Origin of the sequence: Streptomyces sp. NPDC056128, from assembly GCF_042263835.1 — a bacterium.
GTDB lineage: Bacteria > Actinomycetota > Actinomycetes > Streptomycetales > Streptomycetaceae > Streptomyces.
This window is the reverse complement of the sequence record NZ_JBHJVQ010000001.1, coordinates 707,627-730,994: the sequence shown is the minus strand read 5'-3', so window position 1 is coordinate 730,994 and position 23,368 is coordinate 707,627. Positions and strand designations below refer to the sequence as shown.

20 protein-coding genes and 2 pseudogenes are annotated in these 23,368 nt (G+C 72.6%); 8 read left to right on the top strand and 14 right to left on the bottom strand.

What is annotated here, in order from left to right:
• Positions 1-23: 23 nt before the first annotated feature.
• Positions 24-1,307, bottom strand: a complete 1,284-nt coding sequence (locus tag ACFC1X_RS03155; protein WP_376348254.1) for a M14 family metallocarboxypeptidase — start codon at positions 1,305-1,307, stop codon at positions 24-26.
• Entirely contained in the window at positions 1,304-3,265 is a 1,962-nt protein-coding gene (locus ACFC1X_RS03150; RefSeq protein WP_376348253.1) for a Xaa-Pro dipeptidyl-peptidase, read from the bottom strand. Before ACFC1X_RS03150 ends, ACFC1X_RS03155 begins: the two co-directional genes overlap by 4 nt.
• Before the next feature lie 163 nt (positions 3,266-3,428).
• On the opposite strand from ACFC1X_RS03150, the gene ACFC1X_RS03145 reads away from it, so the two are divergent.
• On the top strand, positions 3,429-4,922 hold the full coding sequence (locus tag ACFC1X_RS03145) for a M1 family metallopeptidase (RefSeq protein ID WP_376348251.1): 1,494 nt from the start codon (positions 3,429-3,431) through the stop codon (positions 4,920-4,922).
• 43 nt (positions 4,923-4,965) lie between these two features.
• On the opposite strand, the pseudogene ACFC1X_RS03140 reads toward ACFC1X_RS03145, so the two are convergent.
• From ACFC1X_RS03140 to ACFC1X_RS03130, 3 genes and pseudogenes are all read right to left on the bottom strand, one after another.
• Positions 4,966-5,301, bottom strand: a pseudogene (locus ACFC1X_RS03140) (Appr-1-p processing protein); the annotation flags it as partial.
• A gap of 174 nt (positions 5,302-5,475) precedes the next feature.
• Positions 5,476-5,625 (bottom strand): annotated as a pseudogene (locus tag ACFC1X_RS03135) (Appr-1-p processing protein); the annotation flags it as partial.
• Between the two features lie 52 nt (positions 5,626-5,677).
• Positions 5,678-7,150, bottom strand: coding sequence for an amino acid permease (locus ACFC1X_RS03130; RefSeq protein WP_376348249.1), 1,473 nt, complete (start codon positions 7,148-7,150; stop codon positions 5,678-5,680).
• Positions 7,151-7,387: 237 nt separating this feature from the next.
• Between ACFC1X_RS03130 and ACFC1X_RS03125 the strand changes: the two genes are divergently transcribed.
• Positions 7,388-8,128: a MerR family transcriptional regulator gene (locus ACFC1X_RS03125; RefSeq protein WP_376348248.1), complete on the top strand. Its 741-nt coding sequence runs from the start codon at positions 7,388-7,390 to the stop codon at positions 8,126-8,128.
• Between the two features lie 8 nt (positions 8,129-8,136).
• On the opposite strand, the gene ACFC1X_RS03120 is transcribed toward ACFC1X_RS03125, so the two are convergent.
• The 4 genes from ACFC1X_RS03120 to ACFC1X_RS03105 all read right to left on the bottom strand — a co-directional run bounded on the left by ACFC1X_RS03120 (position 8,137) and on the right by ACFC1X_RS03105 (position 13,254).
• Positions 8,137-10,317 (bottom strand): 3-hydroxyacyl-CoA dehydrogenase NAD-binding domain-containing protein, encoded by a 2,181-nt coding sequence (locus ACFC1X_RS03120; protein WP_376348247.1) that lies wholly within the window; start codon positions 10,315-10,317, stop codon positions 8,137-8,139.
• Positions 10,318-10,360: 43 nt separating this feature from the next.
• Positions 10,361-11,575, bottom strand: coding sequence for an acetyl-CoA C-acetyltransferase (locus ACFC1X_RS03115; protein ID WP_376348245.1), 1,215 nt, complete (start codon positions 11,573-11,575; stop codon positions 10,361-10,363).
• Between the two features lie 11 nt (positions 11,576-11,586).
• Positions 11,587-12,771 (bottom strand): CaiB/BaiF CoA transferase family protein, encoded by a 1,185-nt coding sequence (locus ACFC1X_RS03110; protein WP_376348243.1) that lies wholly within the window; start codon positions 12,769-12,771, stop codon positions 11,587-11,589.
• A 96-nt stretch (positions 12,772-12,867) separates the two neighbouring features.
• The gene (locus ACFC1X_RS03105; protein WP_376348242.1) at positions 12,868-13,254 is read right to left on the bottom strand and encodes an MmcQ/YjbR family DNA-binding protein; all 387 of its coding nucleotides are present in this window, start codon (positions 13,252-13,254) and stop codon (positions 12,868-12,870) included.
• A gap of 112 nt (positions 13,255-13,366) precedes the next feature.
• Here ACFC1X_RS03105 and ACFC1X_RS03100 point away from each other — a divergent pair, with 112 nt between their 5' ends.
• Positions 13,367-14,545: a saccharopine dehydrogenase family protein gene (locus ACFC1X_RS03100; RefSeq protein WP_376348240.1), complete on the top strand. Its 1,179-nt coding sequence runs from the start codon at positions 13,367-13,369 to the stop codon at positions 14,543-14,545.
• A 28-nt stretch (positions 14,546-14,573) separates the two neighbouring features.
• Here the strand turns inward: ACFC1X_RS03100 and mmpA are convergent, their stop codons facing one another.
• A complete protein-coding gene (mmpA, locus tag ACFC1X_RS03095) occupies positions 14,574-14,720 on the bottom strand; it encodes a morphogenic membrane protein MmpA (protein WP_376348238.1) in 147 nt (48 codons plus the stop codon).
• A 179-nt stretch (positions 14,721-14,899) separates the two neighbouring features.
• Here mmpA and ACFC1X_RS03090 point away from each other — a divergent pair, with 179 nt between their 5' ends.
• Positions 14,900-15,094 carry a hypothetical protein gene (locus ACFC1X_RS03090; protein ID WP_376348236.1) on the top strand — a complete coding sequence of 65 codons (195 nt, stop codon included), beginning with the start codon at positions 14,900-14,902 and terminating at the stop codon, positions 15,092-15,094.
• Here the strand turns inward: ACFC1X_RS03090 and ACFC1X_RS03085 are convergent.
• Complete coding sequence (locus ACFC1X_RS03085; RefSeq protein WP_376348234.1) at positions 15,082-15,783, bottom strand: endonuclease V; 702 nt, start codon at positions 15,781-15,783, stop codon at positions 15,082-15,084. The genes ACFC1X_RS03090 and ACFC1X_RS03085 overlap by 13 nt on opposite strands.
• Before the next feature lie 42 nt (positions 15,784-15,825).
• On the opposite strand from ACFC1X_RS03085, the gene ACFC1X_RS03080 reads away from it, so the two are divergent.
• Positions 15,826-16,122: a YciI family protein gene (locus tag ACFC1X_RS03080; protein WP_376348232.1), complete on the top strand. Its 297-nt coding sequence runs from the start codon at positions 15,826-15,828 to the stop codon at positions 16,120-16,122.
• 22 nt (positions 16,123-16,144) lie between these two features.
• On the opposite strand, the gene ACFC1X_RS03075 is transcribed toward ACFC1X_RS03080, so the two are convergent.
• Together ACFC1X_RS03075 and ACFC1X_RS03070 are read right to left on the bottom strand one after the other, a co-directional pair.
• Positions 16,145-16,474: a plasmid stabilization protein gene (locus ACFC1X_RS03075; RefSeq protein WP_376348231.1), complete on the bottom strand. Its 330-nt coding sequence runs from the start codon at positions 16,472-16,474 to the stop codon at positions 16,145-16,147.
• A 73-nt stretch (positions 16,475-16,547) separates the two neighbouring features.
• Positions 16,548-17,684, bottom strand: coding sequence for a WD40/YVTN/BNR-like repeat-containing protein (locus ACFC1X_RS03070; RefSeq protein ID WP_376348229.1), 1,137 nt, complete (start codon positions 17,682-17,684; stop codon positions 16,548-16,550).
• A gap of 234 nt (positions 17,685-17,918) precedes the next feature.
• On the opposite strand from ACFC1X_RS03070, the gene ACFC1X_RS03065 reads away from it, so the two are divergent.
• Entirely contained in the window at positions 17,919-18,335 is a 417-nt protein-coding gene (locus ACFC1X_RS03065) for an SsgA family sporulation/cell division regulator (RefSeq protein ID WP_161327022.1), read from the top strand.
• Positions 18,336-18,371: 36 nt separating this feature from the next.
• On the opposite strand, the gene ACFC1X_RS03060 is transcribed toward ACFC1X_RS03065, so the two are convergent.
• Complete coding sequence (locus ACFC1X_RS03060; RefSeq protein ID WP_376348227.1) at positions 18,372-19,055, bottom strand: GPP34 family phosphoprotein; 684 nt, start codon at positions 19,053-19,055, stop codon at positions 18,372-18,374.
• Positions 19,056-19,381: 326 nt separating this feature from the next.
• Here ACFC1X_RS03060 and ACFC1X_RS03055 point away from each other — a divergent pair, with 326 nt between their 5' ends.
• On the top strand, positions 19,382-21,007 hold the full coding sequence (locus tag ACFC1X_RS03055) for an ABC-F family ATP-binding cassette domain-containing protein (RefSeq protein ID WP_376348226.1): 1,626 nt from the start codon (positions 19,382-19,384) through the stop codon (positions 21,005-21,007).
• A gap of 10 nt (positions 21,008-21,017) precedes the next feature.
• Positions 21,018-23,276: an ATP-binding cassette domain-containing protein gene (locus ACFC1X_RS03050; protein ID WP_376348225.1), complete on the top strand. Its 2,259-nt coding sequence runs from the start codon at positions 21,018-21,020 to the stop codon at positions 23,274-23,276.
• The last annotated feature ends 92 nt before the right edge of the window (positions 23,277-23,368 follow it).

Below are 23,368 nucleotides of genomic sequence, written 5' to 3'. Positions count from 1 at the left end.
CGTGCGACGCGGAACTCACCTCCTCAGCAGCGGGTGTCGGGTTCACCCGCCGTCAGGTGGTAGGTCGCCCGCTCGTCGAGGAGCAGCGGCACGAGGGCGCGCAGCGGCTGGCGCAACGATACGTAGGCGCCCTTCTCCCCGTTCGAACGCACTTGTACACCGTGCAGGGCAAGCTCGTCCCGAATGTCCTTGTACTGGGCAAGTGTCAGCCGGTAGCCGCAGGGCGGGTCCTGGATCACCTCGGCGGGTTCGGCCGGGTCGTTGTCCGCGCCGCCGACGTACACGGGCCCGGTGTCGGTGCGGCCGGCCCGGCGGGCGGCGTCGGTGGCCGCCTCGACCTGTCCGCGCCGCCGGTCCGCGAAACGGAACATGCCGTCGAGCGCCGCGAGCTGGGAGTGCACGCGGCGCCGGTTGTTCAGGGCGGGGTCCGCCTGCTCGGCGTCGGTGAGCGCGTCGACGCGGCTCTCGATGAGCAGGCCGACCGAGTGTTTCACGCCGGACATGTTCCGCAGGATGCGTTCCTGGCCGTCACCGGCGGTCTGCTTGATCGGGTCGCCGGTGACCGGGTCGGTCCAGATGCCGTAGGTGCCGGTCGAGTATCCCGCTTCCCCGGCGGCGGGGCGGACGTACGCCCCGGACAGGGTGCGGGCCTCGTCGTGGACCCGCGGGTGGGCATTGAGGTTGCGGGGCCAGAGGTCGAAGAGGTCCTTGTCGTAGTACGGGGGTGTGGCGCCGTACTCGTGCAGGTCGTAGAGGACGTCGGGGCGCCGGTCGCGGACGACGGCGGCCAGGGCGCGGGCCTCGGCGGTCTGCAGGGCGAGGTGGTCGCGGTTGATGTCGACGCCGTCGCTGTTGCCGCGGGTGTCGGCGGCCCGGCCGTCGGGGTTGGCGGTGGGCAGCACGAGCACGGTGGTGCGGTCCAGGAAGTGCCGGGTCCGGCGGTCGGTGGCGTAGGCCAGGTCGCGGACCGTGGACAGGCACGCCTCGCGGCCGGAGGGCTCGTCGCCGTGCTGGCTGCACACGAGGAGCACCGTGTTCGGCGCGGCGGGCCTGCCGAGGGTGACGAGGCGCAGCGGCCGGTCCTGCTTCGTGGTGCCGATGCGGTCGACGTCGACCCGGCCGCTCGCGCGGTCGGCGGCGGCCAGCAGCGCCCGCTCCTCCGCCTGGGTGGTCCAGCGGGCGCCGTTGCTCAGCTCGAAGCCGGTGCGGGGCGGGTGGTGCGCGGCGTCGGCGGCGTGGGCGGGTGCGGTGAGGAGGGACGCGGCGAGGGCCGCGGTGGTCACGGTGAGGGTGCGCAGCCGGTTCATCGGGCTCCCTTCGGGACGCGGTGGGTCGTGTCCGGCGGCGCGTTCACACCGTCGAGGGGGGTGGGTGCCGCGGTGGCGCCGGCCGTGCCCGCGGTGGCCCGGGCGAAGGCGTCGGGGCCGCCGACGAACGGTACGCGGGCCGACGTTCGGGAGAGGTCCAGGGTGAGTGTCGGCGTGTCGGCGGGCGGGTCGATGAGGCCCTTGTCGGTGCCCGCGACGATCAGGGCGAGACGGTGGCCGGCCGGGACGACGTGGTCGGTGGCCGCCAGGTCGAGCGTCATGGTGTACGCCTTGCCCGGGGTGAGCGGGCGGCCGTGCCACGCGGAGGCGTGGTTGCCGAGGTCGGCCCAGCCGCGGCTGACGACGGTGTGTTCGACGTCGATGGTCTTCGCGGCCGTCTCCAGGTAGCAGGAGCTGTCGCCCGCGGTCCGCGGTCCCCAGCAGGTGCGGTCGGTGAGCGTGGTGATGCCCTCGCCCTCGGCCGCGTAGTCGCGGATGGTGTCGGGGCCGAGGTCGACGAGTACGGCGGACAGGTGGGCGGTCGGGGTGCTGGACCGTGCGGTGACGGTGACCTCGGAGGTGCCGGACAGGCGCAGGTCGCGGGTGAGCGGGCCGGTGACGAAGCCGGCCTTGCCCGGCGTGGACGCGTCGATGTGCGCGGCCCAGTCGCTCTCACTCAGCGCGGGGTCGTCGGTGAAGGTCTCGGTGCCGCGGTCGCGGTGCAGGCCGAGGGTGCCGACGCCGGGTCGCGCGCCGTCGGCCGGGCGCAGGGTCGTGGTGGCCGTGGTGCGCGGCGGCCAGGTCCGCGACGTCTCCCACTGGTCGGGCCGGCGTTCGATGTCGGCCATGGGCTCGCGGTCGATGCCGTTGTCGTGGCCGAGGAGTTCGTGGTCGAACCAGCGGTGCAGGGTGTCGACCCAGTCGGCGCGGCGGAAGTCGAAGGGGTCGACGTGACCGGTCTGGGAGAGCCAGATCTTGCGGTCGACGCCGTGCTTCGCGAGGGCGTTCCACCACGGGCCGACGTGCTGCATGCGGACGTTGAGGTCCTGCATGCCGTGGACGAGGAAGACGCTGGCCTTCACCTTGCTCGCGGCCTTCACGTAGTCGCGCTCGGTCCACAGCCGGGTCCGGTCGCCGGAGCGCGGGGCTCCGTCGATCAGCTTCTGCTGGACGGCGTCGCACTTGGCGCGGGCGTCGGGGCTGTTGACGTAGTCGGAGAGCCAGTCAGGACCGGAGTCGTAGAGCGGGGCGCCCTGGCTGAAGTAGTAGTCGTACCAGGAGGAGATGGCGGCGATCGGGACGATGGTCTCCAGGCCCTCGACGCCGGTCGCGGCCACGCCGTTGGCGATGGTGCCGTCCCAGCTCTTGCCGATCATGCCGGTCTTGCCGTTGGTCCAGCTCGCCTTGGCGCGCTCGCCGCCGGTGCGGGTGGTGTACGCCTTCGCGCGGCCGTTCAGCCAGTCCACGACGGCCTTCGCGGACCGGACGTCGGAGCGTCCGCCGACGTCGACGCAGCCGTCGGAGCGGTTGGTGCCGGCCAGGTCGACGCCTACGAAGGCGTAGCCGCGGGGCACGAAGTAGTTGTCGTAGTACAGCGGCATCTGGTCTACGTCGCCGTCGGCGTCGTACGTCTTCTTCTGGCTCTCGTTGCCCCGCCCGCAGCAGGAGTAGTACGGGCTGGCGTCCATGATGACGGGGATCTTCCGGCCCCGCTGGGCGGGTTCGCGCGGGCGGACGATGTCGACGGCGACGCGGTCGTCCTCGCCGTCGCCGTCCCCGTCGTACCCGGTGTCCACCCAGACGGCCTCGCGAACGGCGTTCGCGTAGGAGTAGACGGGTTCGCTCTGCCGCGGTGCGGGGTGCGCCGTCGCGGCGGGCGTGAGGAAGGTTGCCAGGAGTGCGGCCGTGGCCGCCGTCGCGAGCGGTCTCCAGATCGTGAAGCGCGTGCGTATCGGCATGCGCGGACGGTACATCGGTCAACTCCCGCGCAGAAGAGGGCAACGGGTGACTGATGACGGCCGGATGGCGATCGTGTGACAGGGGTGGCCGTGGACATGACGGTGTCCACAGGGGCTGAATAGGCTGCGAACAGACTTCGTGCCCCTACGACTTGGAGCTTTCGTGCACCGCAGAATCATCGTGCCGGGCGCACTGGGCGCCGCCTCCCTCATGCTGGTGATCCCGGCGTCGGCGGCGGCCCACTCCCCCGGCGCTCCGGGCATCGGCGACCCCTACTACCCGGCCTACGGCAACGGCGGATACGACGTCTCCCACTACGACCTGCGCCTGAAGTACCAGCCGGCCACGGACCGGCTGGAGGGGACGGCGACGATCCTGGCCCGCACCACCGAGGACCTGTCGCGGTTCAACCTGGACTTCCTGCTGGACGTCGGCGAGGTACGGGTGAACGGCGCGAAGGCGTCGTTCACGACCTCGGGCGAGCAGGAGCTGGAGATCACCCCGGCGAAGCCGCTGGACAAGGGCACGGCCCTCACCGTGGTCGTCCGCTACAGCGGCGTGCCGTCCACGAAGGAGGCGTTCGGCTTCACCAGCTGGCACCGCACCCCGGACGGCGGCGTCGCCGCGAACGAGCCCGAGGCCGCGGCCTGGTGGTTCCCCAGCAACGACCACCCGCTGGACAAGGCCACCTACGACGTGTCCGTGCAGGTGCCGGACGGCACCCAGGCCATCTCCAACGGGACGCTCCAGTCGAAGAGTTCACGGCTCGGCTGGACCCGCTGGAACTGGCGCTCCGACAAGCCGCAGGCCACGTATCTCGCCACGCTGGCGGTCGGGAGGTTCGACCTCACCACCGGGACCACCGAGAGCGGTATCCCCGTCGTCAACGCCTACAGCAAGGACCTCGGCGCCAACGACGGCGCGGCGCGGGCCAGCGTGGAGCGGACCGGGGAGATCGCGGACTGGCTGACCGGCTACTTCGGGCCGTACCCCTACAACGCGCTCGGCGGGTACGTGCCGAACACGGACACCGGGTACGCGCTGGAGACGCAGACCCGGCCGTTCTACAGCCCGCGGCAGTTCGCGAACGGGTCGAACGTGTCCGTGGTCGTGCACGAGCTGGCCCACCAGTGGTACGGCGACCTGGTGTCCGTGCGCGGCTGGAAGGACATCTGGATCAACGAGGGCTTCGCGCGGTACGCCCAGTGGCTGTGGTCCGAGCACGAGGGCGAGGGCACGGCGCAGGGACTGGCCGACTACACGTACGCCTCGCACCCGGCCGACGACCCGTTCTGGACGGTGCGGCCCGGTGACCCCGGGCCGGAGAACCAGTTCGACCTCGCCGTCTACGACCGGGGCGCGCTCGCCGTCCAGGCGCTGCGCAACGAGATCGGGGACGAGGACTTCTTCGCCGTCCTCAAGGGGTGGCCCGCGCGGTACGCCCACGGCAACGCGTCGGTCGCCGACTTCCAGCGGTACGCCGAGGAGGTCTCCGGCAAGCCGCTGGCCGCGCTGTTCGACACGTGGCTGTTCCAGCCGTCGAGGCCGGACGCCCCGGCGGCGCGCGCGGCCTCCGTCGCGCCGGCCTCGGACACGCCGGCGCAGCCCCGGTCGTGGCGGAAGATCGCCGCGACGAACGACGTGCACGAGCACTGAGGTCCCGGCCGCCGACGGCCCCAGCGCTGTCGGCGGGCGGGCCTCAGGCGGCGTCCCCGTGGTCGTAGACGGTCACGGGTATGCCGCGCCGGGCCAGACGGCCGGTGACGAGCGGTTCGACCCGGGACCACTTGCCGCCGGCCAGGCCGCAGCCGATGCGGGGCATGTGCACGGACGCGTCCAGCTCGGCCGCCTTGTCGGCGAGGCGGCCGAGCGCCGTGTCGATCGCCTCGTAGCGCACGGGGGCGCCCTTGCTGCCGGTCCTCGTGCCGCGCTGGCCGATCAGGTTGGCCACCCAGACGTACCGCTCGACCTGGACGAACTGGGCCGCGCCCAGCCCGAAGTCGTTGGACGCGCGGTCGCGGTGCCAGGCGCGGTAGGGCCTGTCTGACCATTCCCGTCGTCGCCCGGAGGGCGGCCTCGCGGCGTCAGGTGCGTGCTCTCGGCGTGCCGGGCGTAGAGCCTCGTACTGGATGTACTTGGCTCTGCGCCCGGTGCGGCGAGAGTGCGTGCATGGCGTCGCGAGGCAGACGGGAATGGTCAGACAGGCCCTAGCCGCCTCCGGCTCCGGCCAGCGGCGGGACAGGGCCAGGACGAAGCCTTTGCCCCAGCCCCCGAGGTCGTTGCAGACATGGGCGATCACCTTGACGCCCTTGACCGACGGAACGGTGGCGTCACCCCGGACATAGCTGATCTCCGACATGACGCCACCGTAGAGGCCACCACTGACAGCGGCGGTGGCCCGAGGTTTCCCGCTACCCGGTGGGCCCGCCCAGCTTCTGCAGTTCGGCGTTCTGCGCCACCCGGCGCCGGACGCCGAACCAGCCCGCCACGAGCATCACCGCGATCACGGGCACGAGCAGCACGGTCTTGCGGCCGACCTCGTGGTCGTTCCACATCAGGACGATCACGGCCAGCAGGAAGGCGATCGTGACGATCTCGGTGACCGGGCTGCCCGGCAGGCGGAAGTGCGGGCGCTCGACCAGGCCCGCGCGTGCCCGGCGGACGAAGACCAGGTGACAGATCATGATGATCACCCAGGTGCTGATGATGCCCAGCGAGGCGACGTTCAGCACGATCTCGAAGGCCTTGTTCGGCACCAGGAAGTTCAGGCCGACGCCGAGGACGCAGACCGCGCAGGTCAGCAGGATGCCGCCGTACGGCACCTGGCTGCGGCTCATCACGCCGGTGAACCGGGGCGCGGAGCCGGACATCGCCATGGAGCGCAGGATGCGGCCGGTGGAGTACAGCCCGGAGTTCAGGGACGACATCGCCGCGGTGAGGACGACGAGGTTCATCACGTCGCCGGCGGCGGGGACGCCGATCTTCGACAGGACGGTGACGAAGGGGCTCTGGTCGCCCGAGTAGACCGAGCTGGGCAGCAGCAGCGCCAGCAGGACGACCGAGCCGACGTAGAACAGGGCGACGCGCCACATGATCGAGTTCACCGCGCGGGGGACGATCTTCTCCGGCTCGGCGGTCTCGCCGGCCGCGACGCCGACCAGTTCCAGGGCCGCGTAGGAGAAGATCACGCCCTGCATGACGAGGACCACGGGCATCACGCCGTGCGGGAGCATGCCGCCGTGGTCGGTGATCATGCTGACGCCCGGGGTCTGGCCGCCCACGTCGTGCTGGGTGGCCAGCAGGAAGATGCCGATCAGCATGAAGCCGATGAGGGTGGCGACCTTGATGATCGCGAACCAGAACTCCATCTCGCCGAAGATCCGGACCGAGATGAGGTTGACGGCCAGGACCACCGCGAGGGCGATCAGGGCGAGCACCCATTGCGGGATGCTCGTGAACATACTCCAGTAGTGCGTGTACAGCGCGATCGCGGTGATGTCGGCGATGCCGGTGGTCGACCAGTTCAGGAAGTACATCCAGCCGGCGACGTAGGCGCCCTTCTCACCGAGGAACTCGCGCGCGTACGACACGAAGGACCCGGAGGAGGGCCGGTAGAGCACGAGTTCGCCGAGGGCTCTGACGACGAAGAAGGCGAAGACGCCTGCGACGAGGTAGGCGATCGCGAGCGCCGGGCCCGCGTCGCGCAGGCGGCCGCCGGCGCCGAGGAAGAGGCCGGTGCCGATCGCGCCGCCGATCGCGATCATGTTGACGTGACGGGCCTTGAGGCCCTTGCTGTATCCGGCGTCGCCCGCGTCCGCGGGGATGGTCCCGGTCGCCTGGGGATGGGCGGCGACCTGTGCCGTGTCGACGGCGTCCTTGCTCACGGGTGGTTCCACTCTCTGGTGCGCTCGGGCGGGGTGCCGCCCGAGTCGTCCGTACCTGTGTCTCGGGCCCGCACCACCCTTGACGCGGCACAGACCAAGTCGGCACCTTCCCACGACGCTGCGTGGACATGCGGTGGCTCATGTCACACAGCGTGACTTCTCACAAGATCCGTCGGCGGTCTCCACCTGGTGCGCAAGAGGTTTCACAGCACTGGTGAGACAGCGATACTGCTGCACATGACGACGACCGACGCCGGGGAGCCGACCCTCACGATCGACGAGCTGGCCGCGCGGGCCGGCGTCACCGTGCGCACGGTCCGCTTCTACGGCACCAAGGGGCTGCTGCCGCCGCCGGTGATCGGGGCGCGCCGGGTGGGGCACTACGGCCGGGAGCACCTGGCCCGGCTGGCGCTGATCGAGGAATTGCAGCACCGGGGCATGACCCTGGCCGCGATCGAGCGGTACCTGGGGCAGCTGCCGCCCGACCTGAGCGAGCACGACCTGGCGCTGCACCGCGCGGTGGTGGCCTCCTGGGCGCCGGAGACGGTGGAGAGCGTCACGCGCGGGGAACTGGACCGGCGCGCCGGCCGGCCGCTGACCGACGAGGAGGTGGACCGGCTGGCGGCGATGGACGTGGTCGTCCGGGACGCGGACGCCCCGGACGGCGACCTGTACCGGGTCGACACCGGGCTGCTCCGGCTCGGTGTCGAACTGCTCGACGTGCCCTTCTCCCCCGAGACGGTGCTCGCCGCCCGCACCGCTCTCCTGGAGCACTCCCGCGCCGCCGCGCGGGACCTGTCGCGGCTGCTGCGCGACGCGGTCGCCGAGAGCGGGGCGCGGGACGTGCGGTCCCTGTCCGCGCACATGCACCCGCTCGTCGTGCAGGCGCTGCTGACCACCTTCCAGCGGTCGCTGCGGGAGGAGATCCGGGAGTGGATCGACGGGGGCGGCGAGGAGGACCGCGCCGCCCCGGGCTGAGGCGCTCCTCAGCGGCCGTCGGTGAAGACCTCCCCGTTGTCCGCCTTCTCCACCAGCAGCGCGGGCGGGGTGAAGCGCTCGCCGTAGCGGTCGGCCAGCTCACGCGCGCGGGCCACGAAGCCGGGCAGGCCGCCCTCGTAGCCGTTGATGTACTGCAGGATGCCGCCGGTCCAGCCGGGGAAGCCGATGCCGAGGATGGAGCCGATGTTGGCGTCGGCGACCGAGGTTAGGACACCCTCCTCCAGGAGCCGGACCGTGTCGAGGGCCTCCGAGAAGAGCATGCGCTCCTGCATGTCCCTGAACGGGATCTCGTACCCGGGCTTGGTGAAGTGCTCCCGCAGGCCCGTCCAGAGGGCCGCGCGCTTCCCGTCCTCGCCGTACTCGTAGAACCCGGCGCCGCCGCTGCGGCCGGGGCGCTCGAACTCGTCGACCATGCGGTCGATGACGGCCTCGGCGGGGTGTGCGGTCCAGGTGCCGCCGGCCTCCTCCACGGCCCGCCTGGTCTCCTTGCGGATCTTCCGCGGGAGGGTGAGCGTCAGCTCGTCCATCAGGGAGAGCACCTTGGCGGGGTAGCCCGCCTGGGCCGCCGCCTGCTCGACGGAGGCGGGCTCGACGCCCTCGCCGACCATCGCCACGCCCTCGTTGATGAAGTGGCCGATGACCCGGGAGGTGAAGAAGCCGCGCGAGTCGTTGACGACGATCGGCGTCTTGTTGATCTGCCGGACCAGGTCGAAGGCGCGCGCGAGCGCCTCGTCGCCGGTCCGCTCGCCCTTGATGATCTCGACGAGCGGCATCTTGTCGACCGGCGAGAAGAAGTGCAGCCCGATGAAGTCCACCTGGCGCTCGACGCCCTCGGCCAGCGCCGTGATGGGCAGCGTCGAGGTGTTGGAGCAGAGGAGCGCGTCGGGGGCGACGACGCTCTCGATCTCCTGGAAGACCTTGTGCTTGAGCGAGGTGTCCTCGAAGACGGCCTCGATGACCGCGTCGCACCCGGCGAGGTCGGCGGCCTCGGCGGTCGGCGTGATCCGGGCGAGGAGCGCGTCGGCCTTCTCCTGGGTGGTGCGCCCCTTGGCGACGGCCTTGGCGCACAGCTTCTCGGAGTAGCCCTTGCCCTTGACGGCCGCCTCCAGGGCGACGTCCTTGAGGACGACGTCGATGCCCGCGCGTGCGCACGAGTAGGCGATGCCGGCGCCCATCATGCCGGCGCCGAGGACGGCCACCTTGGTGACCTTCCGGGGCTCGATGCCGCGCGGGCGGTTGGCGCCGGAGTTGACGGCCTGGAGGTCGAAGAAGAACGCCTGGATCATGTTCTTCGAGGTCTGTCCGGCGGCCAGTTCGACGAAGTAGCGGGCCTCGATGACCTGGGCGGTCTCGAAGTCGACCTGGGAGCCCTCGACGGCGGCGGCCATGATGTTGCGCGGCGCCGGGTAGGGGGCGCCGGCCGTCTGCTTGCGCAGGTTGGCGGGGAAGGCGGGCAGGTTGGCCGCGAACTTCGGGTGCGACGGCGTGCCGCCGGGGATGCGGTAGCCGGGCCTGTCCCAGGGCTGCGCGGACTCCGGGTTGGCGTCGATGAAGGCGCGGGCCTTCGCGAGCATGTCCTCGCGGCTGTCGGCGACCTCGTCGACCAGGCCGTTCTCCTGGGCGCGGCGCGGGTTGTACTGGGTGCCCTGGAGGAGCACCTTGAGCAGCGCGTCGGTGATGCCGAGCATGCGGACGGTGCGGACGACTCCGCCGCCGCCGGGGAGCAGGCCGAGGGTGACCTCGGGGCAGCCGATCTTGGAGCCGGGGGCGTCGAGGGCGACGCGGTGGTGGCAGGCGAGGGCGATCTCGTAACCGCCGCCGAGGGCCGCGCCGTTCATGGCGGCGACGACGGGCTTGCCGAGGGTCTCGATGCGGCGCAGGTCGCGCTTGATGGCCATGCCGCCGTCGAAGAGGTCCTGGGCGGTCTCCGGGGTGACGCGGATCAGGTCGCGCAGGTCGCCGCCGGCGAAGAAGGTCTTCTTGGCCGAGGTGACGATGATGCCGCGGATCGAGTCCTTCTCGGCCTCCAGGCGGTCGGTGATCGCCGCGAGGGACCCGCGGAACGCCTGGTTCATGGTGTTGGCGGACTGGCCGGGGTCGTCGAGGACGAGGGTGACGACGCCGGTGTCGTCCTGCTCCCAGCGGATGGTGGTGGGCTCGGTGCTCATGAGGGTGTGCTCCAGGTGATCCGTCGTATCCGTCGGGAGGGGGTCAGACGCGCTCGACGATGGTGGCGATGCCCATGCCGCCGCCCACGCACAGGGTGGCAAGGCCGTAGCGCTTGTCCTGGCGCTCCAGTTCGTCCACGAGCGTGCCGAGGATCATCGCGCCGGTGGCGCCGAGGGGGTGGCCGAGCGCGATGGCGCCGCCGTTGACGTTGACCTTGTCGAGGGACAGGCCCATGTCCTTGACGAAGCGCAGGACCACCGCGGCGAACGCCTCGTTGATCTCGACCAGGTCGATGTCGTCGATGGTGAGCCCGGCCTTGGCGAGCGCCTTGCGGGTGGCCGGGGCGGGGCCGGTGAGCATGATGGTGGGCTCGGAGCCGGACACGGCGGCCGAGACGATCCGGGCGCGCGGGCGCAGGCCGTAGCGGTCGCCGACCTCCTGGGAGCCGATGGCGACCAGGGAGGCGCCGTCCACGATGCCGGAGGAGTTGCCCGCGTGGTGGACGTGGTCGATCTTCTCGACCCAGTGGTACTTCTGCAGCGCGACGGCGTCGAAACCACCGAGTTCGCCGATGTCGGCGAAGGACGGCTTGAGGCCCGCGAGGGAGTCGGCGGTGGTGCCGGGGCGCGGGTGCTCGTCGTGGTCGAGGACGGTGAGGCCGGCGCGGTCCCGCACGGGGACGACGGAGCGCTCGAAGCGGCCGTCCTTCCAGGCGGTGGCCGCGCGCTCCTGGGAGAGGGCCGCGTACTCGTCCACGTCGCGGCGGGAGAAGCCCTCGATGGTGGCGATCAGGTCGGCGCCGATGCCCTGCGGCACGAAGTTGGTGGCGAGGTTGGTCATCGGGTCGTTGAACCAGGCGCCGCCGTCCGAGGCCATCGGCACGCGGGACATGGACTCGACGCCGCCCGCGAGGACCAGGTCCTCCCAGCCGGAACGCACCTTGGCGGCGGCCAGGTTGACGGCCTCCAGGCCCGAGGCGCAGAAGCGGTTCTCCTGGACGCCGGCCACGGTGTCCGGCAGTCCCGCGGCGATGGCGGCGATGCGGGCGATGTCGGAGCCCTGGTCGCCGACGGGACCGACGACGCCGAGGACGACGTCGTCGACCGCGGCGGGGTCCAGGTCTGGGAAGCGGGCGCGGATCTCGTGGATGAGGCCGACGACCAGGTCGACGGGCTTCGTGCCGTGCAGGGCGCCGTTCGCCTTGCCGCGTCCGCGCGGGGTGCGGATCGCGTCGTACACGTACGCTTCGGTGGTCACTGGCAGGCCTTTCACTGAGGGTTCTTCACAGGGCTGTTCGGGTGAGGGACACGAGTCGGTCCGCCCTCGCGGGGCAGGTCCCAGTCGCGGGCCACGGCGTCGGTGTCGGCGCCGGGCAGCACGGGCCCGGTGCGGACGGCGGTGGGGGTCGCGGAGAAGCGGGGTGCGGGGGCCGGCTGGGTGAGGCCGTCGTGGTCGGTGAAGGTGGAGCGGGCGGCGAGGTGGGGGTGGTGCGGTGCCTCGCGCAGCGTGAGGACGGGGGCCACGCAGGCGTCGGAGTCGGCGAACACGGACGTCCACTCGTCGCGGGTGCGGGACGCGAACCGGTCGGCGACGGCCGCGCGCAGTTCGGGCCAGCGGGCCGGGTCGTCGCGGGCGGGCGCCAGGGCGGGGATGCCGAGCAGGTCCATGAACTCGGTGTAGAAGCGCTGCTCCAGGGCGCCGACCGCCATGTGCCGGCCGTCGGCGGTCTCGTAGGTGCCGTAGAAGGGGCAGCCGCCGTCGAGGAGGTTGGCGCCGCGCCGGTCCTGCCAGGCGCCGGCGGCGAGCATGCCGTGGATCATCGAGGAGAGGTGGGCGGTGCCGTCGACGATCGCGGCGTCCACCACCTGGCCGGTGCCCGTCGCGCGCGCGTGGTGCAGGGCGGCGAGGACTCCGACGACCAGGTAGAGGGAGCCGCCGGCGTAGTCGCCCAGGAGGTTGGCGGGGACGGCGGGCGGGCGGCCGGGGTCGCCGATCATGCCGAGGGTGCCGGTGAGCGCGATGTACCCGATGTCGTGGCCGGCGCGTTCGGCGAGCGGGCCCTCCTGGCCCCAGCCGGTCATCCTGCCGTACACGAGGCGCGGGTTGCGGGCGTGGCAGGGCTCGGGGCCCACGCCGAGCCGTTCGGCGACGCCCGGGCGGTAGCCCTCGATCAGCACGTCGGCGCGTTCGGCGAGGGCGAGGACCCGCTCGGGGCCGTCCGGCGCCTTGAGGTCGACGAGCACGGAACGCTTGTTGCGGTTGGTGACGTCGTGGGCCGGGTCGACGCCGAGTCCCGGGCCGCCGGGGCGGTCGACGCGTACGACGTCGGCGCCGAGGTCGGCGAGGAGCATCGCCGCGAACGGCCCTGGGCCGATGCCGGCCAGTTCGACCACGCGCACACCGGAGAGCGGGCCCTCGCCCGTGGTCCGGGCCGGTGTCCTGGCTTTCGACATCGCATCCCCGCTCTGTGACACAACCGATGTAACACCAGTGATGCTAAGAACGTGTTCCACTGGGCACAAGACCCGGACGAGCAAGCGCTTAGCCCATTATGCGCCGCGGGCGTCCAGCTGCGCAGCCAGCCGGCGGGGAGCCACGGTGCGGTAGCTCTCCTCCACCCAGTCGCAGAGCAGCCCGGCGGCGGGGGCACCCTGCTCCTGCAGCGGGATGCTGACCCAGCCCGATCTGCCCAGGCCGTACCCCGCGGGTTCGGCGCCGGGACAGGACAGGGCATGGGCGTGCGCCTCCTCGCCCGTGAGCTTGAGGGTGATGCCCAGGGGGTAGCTGCCGTCGGTCACGCCGAGGAAGACGAACACCTTCTTGTTGACCTTCGCGACGGACTCGCCCCACGGGAACTCCTCCACGGCGTCCGGCATGCCGAGGGCGAACTCACGGACTTTCTCCCATTTTTTCAGGGCACTCCTGGGCACGGCCACGCGATGCCTCCGGGGTCGTCGACGGACTCCACCCTCCTCACGCTAGCCTCAGCCACCGGCAACGGCGCGTGCTGCGGACCCGGGCATTGCCGCCGGGTGACGAAGGGATGTCATGAGCAGGCTGAAAAAGGCCGACCGGCCGTACGACATCGTGCTCTTCGGAGCGACGGGGTTCGTCGGAGAACTGACCGCGCGGTATCTCGCCGCGCACGCCCCCGAGGGGCTGCGCTGGGCGATCGCCGGCCGCGGCGAGGAGAAGCTGCGCCGGCTGCGCGACCGGCTGCCGGGCGCGCCGGACACCGGCGTGCTGCGGGCGGACGTGTCCGATCCGGACTCGCTGCGCGAACTCGCCGGACAGGCGCGCGTGGTGGCCACGACGGTCGGCCCCTACGTCCAGTACGGCGACGCCCTGGCCGCCGCCTGCGCGGACAGCGGCACGGACTACCTCGACCTCACCGGCGAGCCGGAGTTCGTGGACCTGACCTATGTGCGCCACGACGCCCGCGCGCGGGAGACCGGCGCCCGCCTGGTGCACGCCTGCGGTTTCGACTCGATCCCGCACGACCTGGGCGTGTACTTCACCGTGCGGCAGCTGCCGGAGGGTGTGCCGCTCACCGTGGACGGCTTCGTGAGCGTCGACGCGACCTTCTCCGGCGGCACCTTCGCCTCCGCGCTCGGCCAGTTCGCGCGCGGGCGGCAGCTGCGGTCCGCGGCCGTGGAACGCCGGCGGCACGAACCGCGTCTGGTGGGCCGCCGCGCGGTGACGCCGACGGGCGCGCCGCGGTTCGCCGGTGAGGTGGGGGCCTGGGCGCTGCCGCTGCCGACCATCGACGCGCAGGTCGTACGGCGCTCCGCGAAGGCCCTGGACCGCTACGGCCCCGACTTCCGCTACCGCCACTACGCGGCCGTCCGGCATCTTCCGGTGGCGGTGGGCGGCGTGGCGGCCGTGGGCGCGCTGCTGGCGGCGGCTCAGGTGCCGCCCGCGCGGCGGTGGCTGTCCGGGCGGCTCAAGCCGGGTGACGGCCCGAGCGCCGAGAAGCGCGCCAAGAGCTGGTTCTCGGTCCGCTTCGTCGGCGAAGGGGGCGGGCGCAAGGTGTTCACGGAGGTCGCGGGCGGCGACCCCGGTTACGACGAGACGGCGAAGATGTTCGCCGAGGCGGCGCTCTGCCTCGCCCTCGACGAACTGCCGCCGACGTCCGGCCAGGTCACCACGGCCGTCGCGATGGGCGACGCGCTGACCGAGCGGCTGGTGGCGGCGGGCATCCGCTTCCGGGTGGCCGCGACCCACTGAGGAACCCCTCGTCCGGCGATGGCGCGGATCATCCCGTCCAGCCGACGATCGTGTAGATCATTCCGCCGACCCAGGCCAGCCCCGCCACCACCGCCAGCGCCAGCCCCGCGAGGGCGGTCCGGCCGACGGGGCGGCCGGGGCGGGCGGAGTACTCGGGTGTCCGGCGTGTCGTCATGCGGTCCAGCCTGCCGGGACGGCAGGTGACGGCACATCCGTACGGATACTCAGACGACGTGGGTGGTCCGGCGCAGCCGCCCTGTCCCCCGTTTGAAACTTTCCCGCCCGTCTCGACCGGCACGACCGGTGTGACGCGGCCGAAGTCCCCATGGGAAGTTCAATGAAACCCTTGAGGGTATGAAGTTCCTTCTCGAAGTCACCATGGACGAGGGCGCGGTCGCCCAGGACCCCACGGGCGAGCTGCAGCGCATCCTGCGCTACTGGGGCGGCAACCTGCACCACTACGCGCTGCGGCCCGGCGACGGTTCGGCGGTCTACGACTCGGCGTACCAGGAGGTGGGCCGCTGGAGCGTCGAGGGTCAGGCCGGGTAGGCGGCGGCCCGCAGCGCCGCGCGGCACAGGGCGTCGGCCCTGCGGGTGGTCTCCGGCAGACGGAAGGCGGGGGCCAGGGCCAGCGTGTGCGCGCAGGCGTTGTCGAGGCTCACCCGGTGGCCGACGGAGACGAAGACCGGCTTCACGGCGTCGCGCGTACGCACCGCGCGCCCGACCTCCTCGGCACCGGCGAGCAGCGGGGACGTACTGCCGCGCGGGGCGGCCGGCTCGTCGTACGTGAAGGTGAAGGGGTTCTTCGCCACGCCGATGGTGGGCAGGCCGGTGAGCACGCCCAGGTGGCTGGCGAGGCCGAAGCGGCGCGGGTGGGCCAGGCCGTATCCGTCGCAGACGACCAGGCCGGGCGGGCACGGCAGGGCGTCCAGCGCGGCGCGGACGGTCGGGATCTCCCGGAAGGCGAGCAGGCCCGGCACGTAGGGGAAGGAGATCCGCCCGACGGCGGTGGCCTCGGCGACGACGGCGAGGGTCGCGGCGTCCAGCACGACGGCCGCCGCCGCGACCACGTCCCGCTCGTCGTCGTAGGCCACGTCGACGCCGGTCACCGTGCCCGTACCGGGCGGCGGGCCGGTCTCGTCGAGGACGACCCGCGCGCGCAGTCCGTCCTGGACGGCGCGCGCCCGCTCCTCGGTCGCGGGCCAGTCGGCGGGGATCTGCACGGTCACGGGCGTCATGGTGGGGGCAAGCCTAGGGGAGCCCGCAGTAGGCTCGCGATCATGTTCGTACTGGAGCTGTCCTACACCGCCCCGCTCGAAGCCGTCGACGCCGTCCTGCCGGACCACGTGGCCTGGCTGGACGCGCTGTACGGGCAGGGTGTGTTCCTGGCGTCCGGGCGCAAGGAGCCCCGCGACGGCGGGGTGATCATCGCCGTCGCGGAGGACCGTGCGCGGATCGAGGAGATCACCGCGGGCGACCCGTTCGTCCGGGCCGGCGTGTGCGCGTACCGCGTCACGGAGTTCGTCGCCACGAAGACGGCCCCGGCGCTGGAGCCGTACCGGGAGACGCTCGCCTAGAGGGCGGTACGGACCACTTGCCTCACTTGCCGAGCGCTTGGCGCAGCTCGCCCTTGTTCATGTTCGAACGGCCGTGCACGTTGCGGCGCTTGGCCTCCTCGTAGAGCTGGTCGTAGGTGGGACCCTGCGGCCCCTGGCCCCGGCCCGACCGTTGCCCGCCCCGCTTGCCCGACGACATGTCCCGGGTGGACGTGCGGCTGGCGGTCTTCGACTCGCCCGACCGGGCGCGCTCCTTGTTGACCGTCCGGGCCGCGATCTCCTTGGCGCGGCCGGTGCTCTCGCCGCGGTCCTCGGCACTGTCCTTGATGTGCTCGTACTGGCGTTCCCGTTTGGGGCTGGAACCGCGCGGCATGTCCGCTCACTTCCTCTCACGTTCGGCGAGCGGGTACCCCACATCGCGGACCCACACCCCACCCCGCCCGGCGTCACCACTCCAGGCGGGCGGCCCGGCCCTGCTCGCCCGCGGCCCAACAGCCCAGGTCGGGAGTGCAGTCCACGGTGTCGTAGGAGCCGGTGTCGACGGTGCGCCAGGTGCGGCCGCCGTCCGTGGTGAGGTCGGTGCCGGTGGGGCCGACCGCGAGGGCGGCGGTGCGGCTGTGCGGCAGCCAGGCGACGCCGGAACGGTATGCCGGCGGCGGCCGGTCGGCGGGCCGCCAGGTGCGGCCGGCGTCCGCGGTCCGTGCCGCCGCCCGCGGTGAACCCTGGTCGGGGCGGTAGTCGCCGCCGACCGCGAGGCCGTGGGCCCGGTCGCGGAAGGCGAGGGCGAAGACGCCCCGCGCCGGGTCGCCCGCCGGGATCGGCGCGTCGGTGGCCGTCCAGGTCAGCCCCCGGTCGGCGGAGTGCAGCACACGCGCGCGTGCGGCCCCGCCGGTGGCCAGCCACACGTCCCTCGGACCGGAGGAGACCAGGCACTGGCCACTGGCCGCGAACCCGGCCTCGCCGTCCTGCGCGGCCGGCATGCCCCGGTCCGGCAGCACCTTCCAGGAGCGGCCGCCGTCGCGGGTGGACAGGATGCGGAACTTCCCGTCCACCGGGTCGCTCATGGCGAGTCCGTGCCGGGAGTCGAAGAAGGTGAGGCAGTCGTAGAAGGCCCGCGCGTCGGTGTTGCGGAAGGACTCCGTCCAGGTGGCTCCGCCGTCGGCGGTGCGGTAGACCCGGGACGCCTCGCCCTCACCGATGGCCAGGACCACGGCGCGGCGGGCGTCGAACGCCTCGACGTCCCGGAACTCCAGGTCGCCGGCGCCCGGCGGGGAGACGTCGCGCCAGGTGTCGCCGCCGTCGGTGGTGCGCAGGACGGTGCCCCCGGAACCGGCCAGCCAGGCGGTGTGCCGGCTGACGGCGGCGAGCCCCCGGAACCGGGCCTCGGGCGCCCCGGTGTCCTTGAGTTCCCAGTGCGGCCGGTTCCGCTCCTCGTGCGACGGCTGACCGGCCTGCGCCGGTACGGTCGTCAGCGCGGCCAGCGCCGCCGCGCAGACCGCCCCCGCGAGCGCCCTACGCCCCGTGCGCCCGCGAGCGGTTCGAATCGGCCGTACCGTGCGTCGCGTGCTTCCCAAGCGCCTCATGGCGGGCGAAGCTAGCCCACCGGGGGTGCGCCGTCCAGAGGACCTGCCCGGCAGGCGCGTGGCGCAAGTGCCGTACGGGGCGGGCGAGGAGAGCCGTGTCACGCCGGTGCATGAACGCGGTGACAGAGGTCACTCGATGCTCGTGTGCACGGATCGGCTGTTTCCAACGTCTCTTCAAGTGCCCGGCCCGCACCACCCCGAGAGCCCGTCCAGCCGTCACGAGGGAGCAAGGCGTTGTCCACCGTCATCGAGCAGCCGGTCGAGGCGCGTCTCGTCGCCGCCGCACCGCGCATGCCGAGCATTCCCGCCACCCTGCACTACGACCGCGGCGACCCCTTCGCCGTCCGCATGACCTTCCCGGCCCCGGCCACCCTGGAGGGCGTGGAGGTCTGCTGGACCTTCTCCCGCGAGCTGCTCATCGCGGGGATGCGGGAGCCGGACGGCCACGGCGACGTGCGGGTGCGCCCGTACGGGTACGACCGCACCGTCCTGGAGTTCCACGCGCCCGAGGGCACCGCCGTGATCCACGTGCGTTCGGGCGAGCTGCGCCGGTTCCTGGCGGCCACGGGCGAGCTGGTGCCCGTCGGCATGGAGCACCTCCACCTGGACCTGGAGCACGACCTGGCGGAGCTGATGCGCGGCAGCTGCTGACCGGCCGCCGCCCCGGCCCTCCTCAGCGCCCCGACCTCAGCGCCCCGACGACGCCACGGCCCGGGCGCTCTCCGCGCTCACCGCGCCCCAGACCTCTCCCACGATCTTCCGCAGCCCGGGTGCCGCCGCCCCGCCCCGCTCGGTCAGTTCGGCGATGCGCTCCTTGCCGCGCCCATCGTCGGCCGCGCCGGGTCCGGTGCCGGCCGGGACGCCGGGTGCCGCGGCGGCGACGAGCACGGCCGCGGCCGCGTCGCGCTCGGACACCTCCCCGGCCGGAATCCGGCCCTCCAGCACCTCCCGCGTCTCCTCGCGGAGCGCCTTCGCCACGGCCGGGCGCGCCAGGACGTGCTCCACGGACGGGAACACCCCGAGCACGCGCTTCTTCTCGGCCCGCAGGTAGCCCTCGGCCACCAGTTGCTCCCGGACGGCGTCGAAGGTGACCCGCGCGTGCAGCGCGACCCACGTCCGCCACCGGTGCGGCAGCGACTCGCGGACCAGCTCGAGGAGCCCGTCGAGGACCGCGTCCCCGGTGCGGGAGTCCAGGTCGACGGGGGTGGCGATGCCGTCGTCGTCGGTGAGCAGGCCGCGCCGGGCCAGTTCGGTGAGCGCGCCGGCGCGCACCAGGTGGTGGACCCGGGCGGTGTCCGCGGCGCCGGACCTCGTGGGGTCCCAGGACAGCAGGCAGAGCCGGGCCGGCAGTGAGAGCGGGCCGTTGGGCACGGGGGCCTCCTCGGGGCCGTGGGAGCGGGTCCGCGGAAATACGTTGACAGCGCACCCGGTCCCTCGTACGGTGTATATCGCTTCTGTTGCCGCCGATTGGAGAAGGACGTTGCTCGTCTGAGGTCCTGAGACACCGCGACACACCTCACGTGTGTGTACGCAGCGTGCGACCTCGGCGTTCGAGCCGTCCCTTCGCGGAGCAGGGCTTTTTTCATGCCCGGCACTCCCCCGGGGCTCCTCCTTCTCTCGTCCGACGGCGGTCGCCGCCCTCCGGTGTCTCGATACGCGTTTGCCCCTGACGGCTTCAAGCAACCGCGGAGACCCGTATGTCTACATCCATCACTTGTACGTCCCTGTCCTTCGCCTGGCCCGACGGCACGCCCGTCTTCGAGGGACTCGACACCGCGTTCGGCCCCGGCAGGACCGGGCTCGTCGGCGTCAACGGGGCGGGCAAGTCGACCCTGTTGAAGCTGATCGCCGGGCAGCTCACGCCCGCCGACGGCACCGTCCGCGTCTCCGGCGAGGTCGGCTGTCTGCCGCAGAACGTCACCCTCGACACCGCGCTGCGGGTCGACGAGGCGCTCGGCATCGCCGCGCGCCGGGCCGCGCTGCACGCCATCGAGGCGGGCGACGTGGCCGAGGAGCACTTCGAGGCGGTCGGCGACGACTGGGACGTCGAGGAGCGCGCCCTCGCCACCCTCGGCGAACTCGGGCTCGGCCACGTGGGGCTCGACCGCACCGTCGGCGAGGTCTCGGGCGGCGAGTCGGTGCTGCTGCGGCTGGCCGCGCTGCTGCTGCGCCGGCCCGACGTCCTGCTCCTGGACGAGCCCACCAACAACCTCGACCTGTACGCCCGCAGGCGCCTGTACGCCGCCGTCACCTCCTGGCCCGGCGTCATGGTCGTGGTCAGCCACGACCGGGAACTGCTGGAACTGGTCGACCAGATCGCCGACCTGCGGTCCGGCGGCATCACCTGGTACGGCGGGAACCTCTCGGCGTACGAGGAGGCCCTGGCCGTGGAGCAGGAGGCGGCCGAGCGCATGGTGCGGGTCGCCGAGTCCGACCTGCGCAAGCAGAAGCGGGAACTGGCCGACGCCCAGGTCAAACTGGCCCGCCGCAAGCGGTACGGCCAGAAGATGTGGGACCAGAAACGCGAACCGAAGATCGTCATGGGGGCGCGCAAGCGCGCGGCGCAGGAGTCCGCGGGCAAGCACCGCATCATGCACGAGGAGAAGCTCGCCGAGGCCAGGGAGCGCCTCGACGACGCGGTGGAGGCCGTGCGGGACGACGACGAGATCCGCGTCGACCTGCCCTACACGGCCGTACCACCGGGCCGGGCCGTGCTCACCCTGCGCGAACTGGAACTCCGGTACGGCGCTCGGGTGGAGGGCGGCTTCGATCTGCACGGTCCCGAGCGGATCGCGCTGATCGGGCGCAACGGCGCGGGCAAGACCACGCTGCTGCGCACGGTCGCCGGGGAGCTGGCGCCGGTGGCGGGCGAGGCGACGGCGCACGTGCCGCTGCGGTTCCTGCCCCAGCGCCTCGACGTCCTCGACGGGGAGCTGACCGTCGCCGAGAACGTGGCCCGGTTCGCGCCGGGCGCCACCAACAACCGGATCCGGGCGCGGCTGGCCCGCTTCCTGTTCCGGGGCGCCCGCGCCGACCAGAAGGCGGCGACGCTCTCCGGCGGCGAACGGTTCCGGGCGGCGCTGGCCGCGCTGATGCTGGCCGAGCCCGCGCCGCAGCTGCTGATGCTGGACGAGCCGACGAACAACCTGGACATGGCGAGCGTGCGGCAGCTCACCACCGCGCTGGAGTCCTACGAGGGGGCGCTGATCGTGGCCAGCCACGACATGCCGTTCCTGGAGTCGCTGGGCATCACCCGCTGGCTGCTGTTCGAGGAGGGAGAACTGCGGGAAATCCAGCCAGAAGCTGTCGGGTATCCCGCCTAGCGTCACTCGCATGAGCGAGTTCATCACCATCACCGGAGCCAGGGAGAACAACCTCCAGGACGTCACCCTCCGCATCCCGAAGGGCCGGCTGACCGTGTTCACCGGCGTTTCGGGGTCGGGGAAGTCGTCGGTCGTCTTCGACACCATCGCGGTCGAGTCGCGGCGCCAGCTGAACGAGACGTTCACCTGGTTCGTGCGCAACCGGCTGCCCAAGTACGAGCGGCCGCACGCGGACGCCCTGGAGGACCTCTCCCCCGCGATCGTCGTCGACCAGCGGCCGGTGGGCGGCCACTCGCGGTCCACGGTCGGCACGATGACCGACATCCACTCGGTGCTGCGGGTGCTGTTCTCCCGGCACGGCACCCCCAGCGCCGGAGGGGCGACGGCGTACTCGTTCAACGACCCGTCGGGCATGTGCCCCGGCTGCGACGGCCTGGGCCGCACGGTGCGGCCCGACTGGGACCGGATCCTCGACCCCGCCAGGTCGCTGGCCGACGGGGCGGTCCGCTTCCCGCCGTTCGCGGCCGGGACCTGGCAGGGGCAGGCGTACACCAACTCCGACGAGCTGGACCCGGACCGCCCGGTCGGCGACTTCACGGACGCCGAGCGCGCCTTCCTGATGCGCGGGCGGCCCGGCAGCAAGGTCACCGTCAACGGCTCGGGCGGCACCTGGACCACCGAGTACGAGGGGCTCGCCGACCGCTTCGAGCGGCTCTACCTCAAGCGGGACCTGTCGGGCATGAGCGAGAAGACCAGGGACCTCGTACGGGGGTTCCTGGTGGAGGGCGCCTGCCCCGAGTGCGGCGGGGCCCGGCTGAACGCGGCGGCGCTCGCGGCCCGGATCGACGGGCACTCCATCGCCGACTGCTCCGCCATGCAGGTCACCGACCTGATCACCGTACTGAAGCGGATCGACGACCCGGTGGCGCTGCCGGTCGCCGGTGCCGCCGTCGCGGCGCTGGAGCGGGTCGAGGCGATCGGCCTCGGCTATCTCAGCCTCGACCGGGAGACCTCCACGCTGTCCGGCGGCGAGGGGCAGCGGCTGAAGACCGTGCGGCACCTCGGCTCCAGCCTGACCGGGATGACGTACATCTTCGACGAGCCCAGCGTCGGCCTGCACCCGCGCGACGTCGGGCGCCTGGGCGACCTGCTGCTGCGGCTGCGCGACAAGGGCAACACCGTGCTGGTCGTCGAGCACGACCCGGACGTCATCGCGCTGGCGGACCACGTGGTCGACATGGGACCGCGGGCCGGCGCCGACGGCGGCCGGGTGGTGTTCGAGGGGACGCCGGGCGAGCTGGCCGCGTCGGACACCCTCACCGGGCGGTGCCTGGGCCGCCGTACGGCGGTGAAGGCGGACCCGCGGAAGGCGGACGGGCAGCTGTGGGTGAAGGGCGCCGGCCGGCACAACCTGCGGGACGTGACGGTCGCCTTCCCGACCGGGGTGCTCACCGCGGTCACCGGGGTCGCCGGGTCGGGCAAGAGCACGCTGGTCGCGGAGCTGACCGCCGCCCACCCGGACGCCGTGGTCGTCGACCAGTCGGCCATCGGCGTCTCCGCGCGGTCCACCCCGGCGACCTACCTCGGGATCATGGACACGGTACGGAAGCTCTTCGCGCGGGAGACGGGCACCGAGCCGGGCTTCTTCAGCTTCAACTCGGCGGGCGCGTGCGCCACCTGCGAGGGCCGCGGGGTCATCCACACCGACCTCGCGTTCATGGACCCCGTGACGACCACCTGCCACGACTGCGAGGGGCGGCGCTTCCGGGAGGAGGTGCTGCGGCTGACGGTCGGCGGGAGGTCGGTCGCCGACGTGCTGGCGATGACGGCGGGCCAGGCCCTGGACTTCTTCGCCGACCCGGGCCTGCGGCGGCGGCTGCGCGCCCTGCACGACGTCGGCCTCACCTACCTCACCCTCGGCCAGCCGCTCTCGACGCTCTCCGGCGGTGAGCGGCAGCGCATCAAGCTCGCCACCCGGCTGCACCGCACCGGCGCCGTGTACGTGCTGGACGAGCCGACCACCGGACTGCACATGTCGGACGTCCAGGGGCTGCTCGCGCTGCTGGACCGGCTGGTCGACACCGGCAACACGGTGGTGGTCGTGGAGCACAACCTGGACGTGGTCGCGCACGCCGACTGGGTCGTGGACCTCGGCCCCGACGGCGGCCGGGACGGTGGCCGGGTGATCTTCGAAGGCACCCCGCGGGACCTGCTCGCCGCCCGCGGCTCCAGTACGGCGGAGCATCTCAGGAGGGCTACGAGCGGCTGACGGGGGTTCCGTCGGCACGCGTCCCCGCTGCATGATGGCGAACCGGCGCCGGACCACGGGCGCCGGACCCGACAGCGCCGATACGGAAGGCC

Excerpts from the sequence above, each read along its gene's own strand:
- ACFC1X_RS03155 (WP_376348254.1), bottom strand. The coding sequence starts at position 1,307 with ATGAACCGGCTGCGCACCCTCACCGTGACCACCGCGGCCCTCGCCGCG.
- ACFC1X_RS03150 (WP_376348253.1), bottom strand. The coding sequence starts at position 3,265 with ATGCCGATACGCACGCGCTTCACGATCTGGAGACCGCTCGCGACGGCG.
- ACFC1X_RS03125 (WP_376348248.1), top strand. The coding sequence starts at position 7,388 with ATGACGACGACCGACGCCGGGGAGCCGACCCTCACGATCGACGAGCTG.
- ACFC1X_RS03120 (WP_376348247.1), bottom strand. The coding sequence starts at position 10,317 with ATGAGCACCGAGCCCACCACCATCCGCTGGGAGCAGGACGACACCGGC.
- ACFC1X_RS03110 (WP_376348243.1), bottom strand. The coding sequence starts at position 12,771 with ATGTCGAAAGCCAGGACACCGGCCCGGACCACGGGCGAGGGCCCGCTC.
- ACFC1X_RS03100 (WP_376348240.1), top strand. The coding sequence starts at position 13,367 with ATGAGCAGGCTGAAAAAGGCCGACCGGCCGTACGACATCGTGCTCTTC.
- mmpA (WP_376348238.1), bottom strand. The coding sequence starts at position 14,720 with ATGACGACACGCCGGACACCCGAGTACTCCGCCCGCCCCGGCCGCCCC.
- ACFC1X_RS03090 (WP_376348236.1), top strand. The coding sequence starts at position 14,900 with ATGAAGTTCCTTCTCGAAGTCACCATGGACGAGGGCGCGGTCGCCCAG.
- ACFC1X_RS03085 (WP_376348234.1), bottom strand. The coding sequence starts at position 15,783 with ATGACGCCCGTGACCGTGCAGATCCCCGCCGACTGGCCCGCGACCGAG.
- ACFC1X_RS03080 (WP_376348232.1), top strand. The coding sequence starts at position 15,826 with ATGTTCGTACTGGAGCTGTCCTACACCGCCCCGCTCGAAGCCGTCGAC.
- ACFC1X_RS03075 (WP_376348231.1), bottom strand. The coding sequence starts at position 16,474 with ATGCCGCGCGGTTCCAGCCCCAAACGGGAACGCCAGTACGAGCACATC.
- ACFC1X_RS03070 (WP_376348229.1), bottom strand. The coding sequence starts at position 17,684 with ATGAGGCGCTTGGGAAGCACGCGACGCACGGTACGGCCGATTCGAACC.
- ACFC1X_RS03055 (WP_376348226.1), top strand. The coding sequence starts at position 19,382 with ATGTCTACATCCATCACTTGTACGTCCCTGTCCTTCGCCTGGCCCGAC.
- ACFC1X_RS03050 (WP_376348225.1), top strand. The coding sequence starts at position 21,018 with ATGAGCGAGTTCATCACCATCACCGGAGCCAGGGAGAACAACCTCCAG.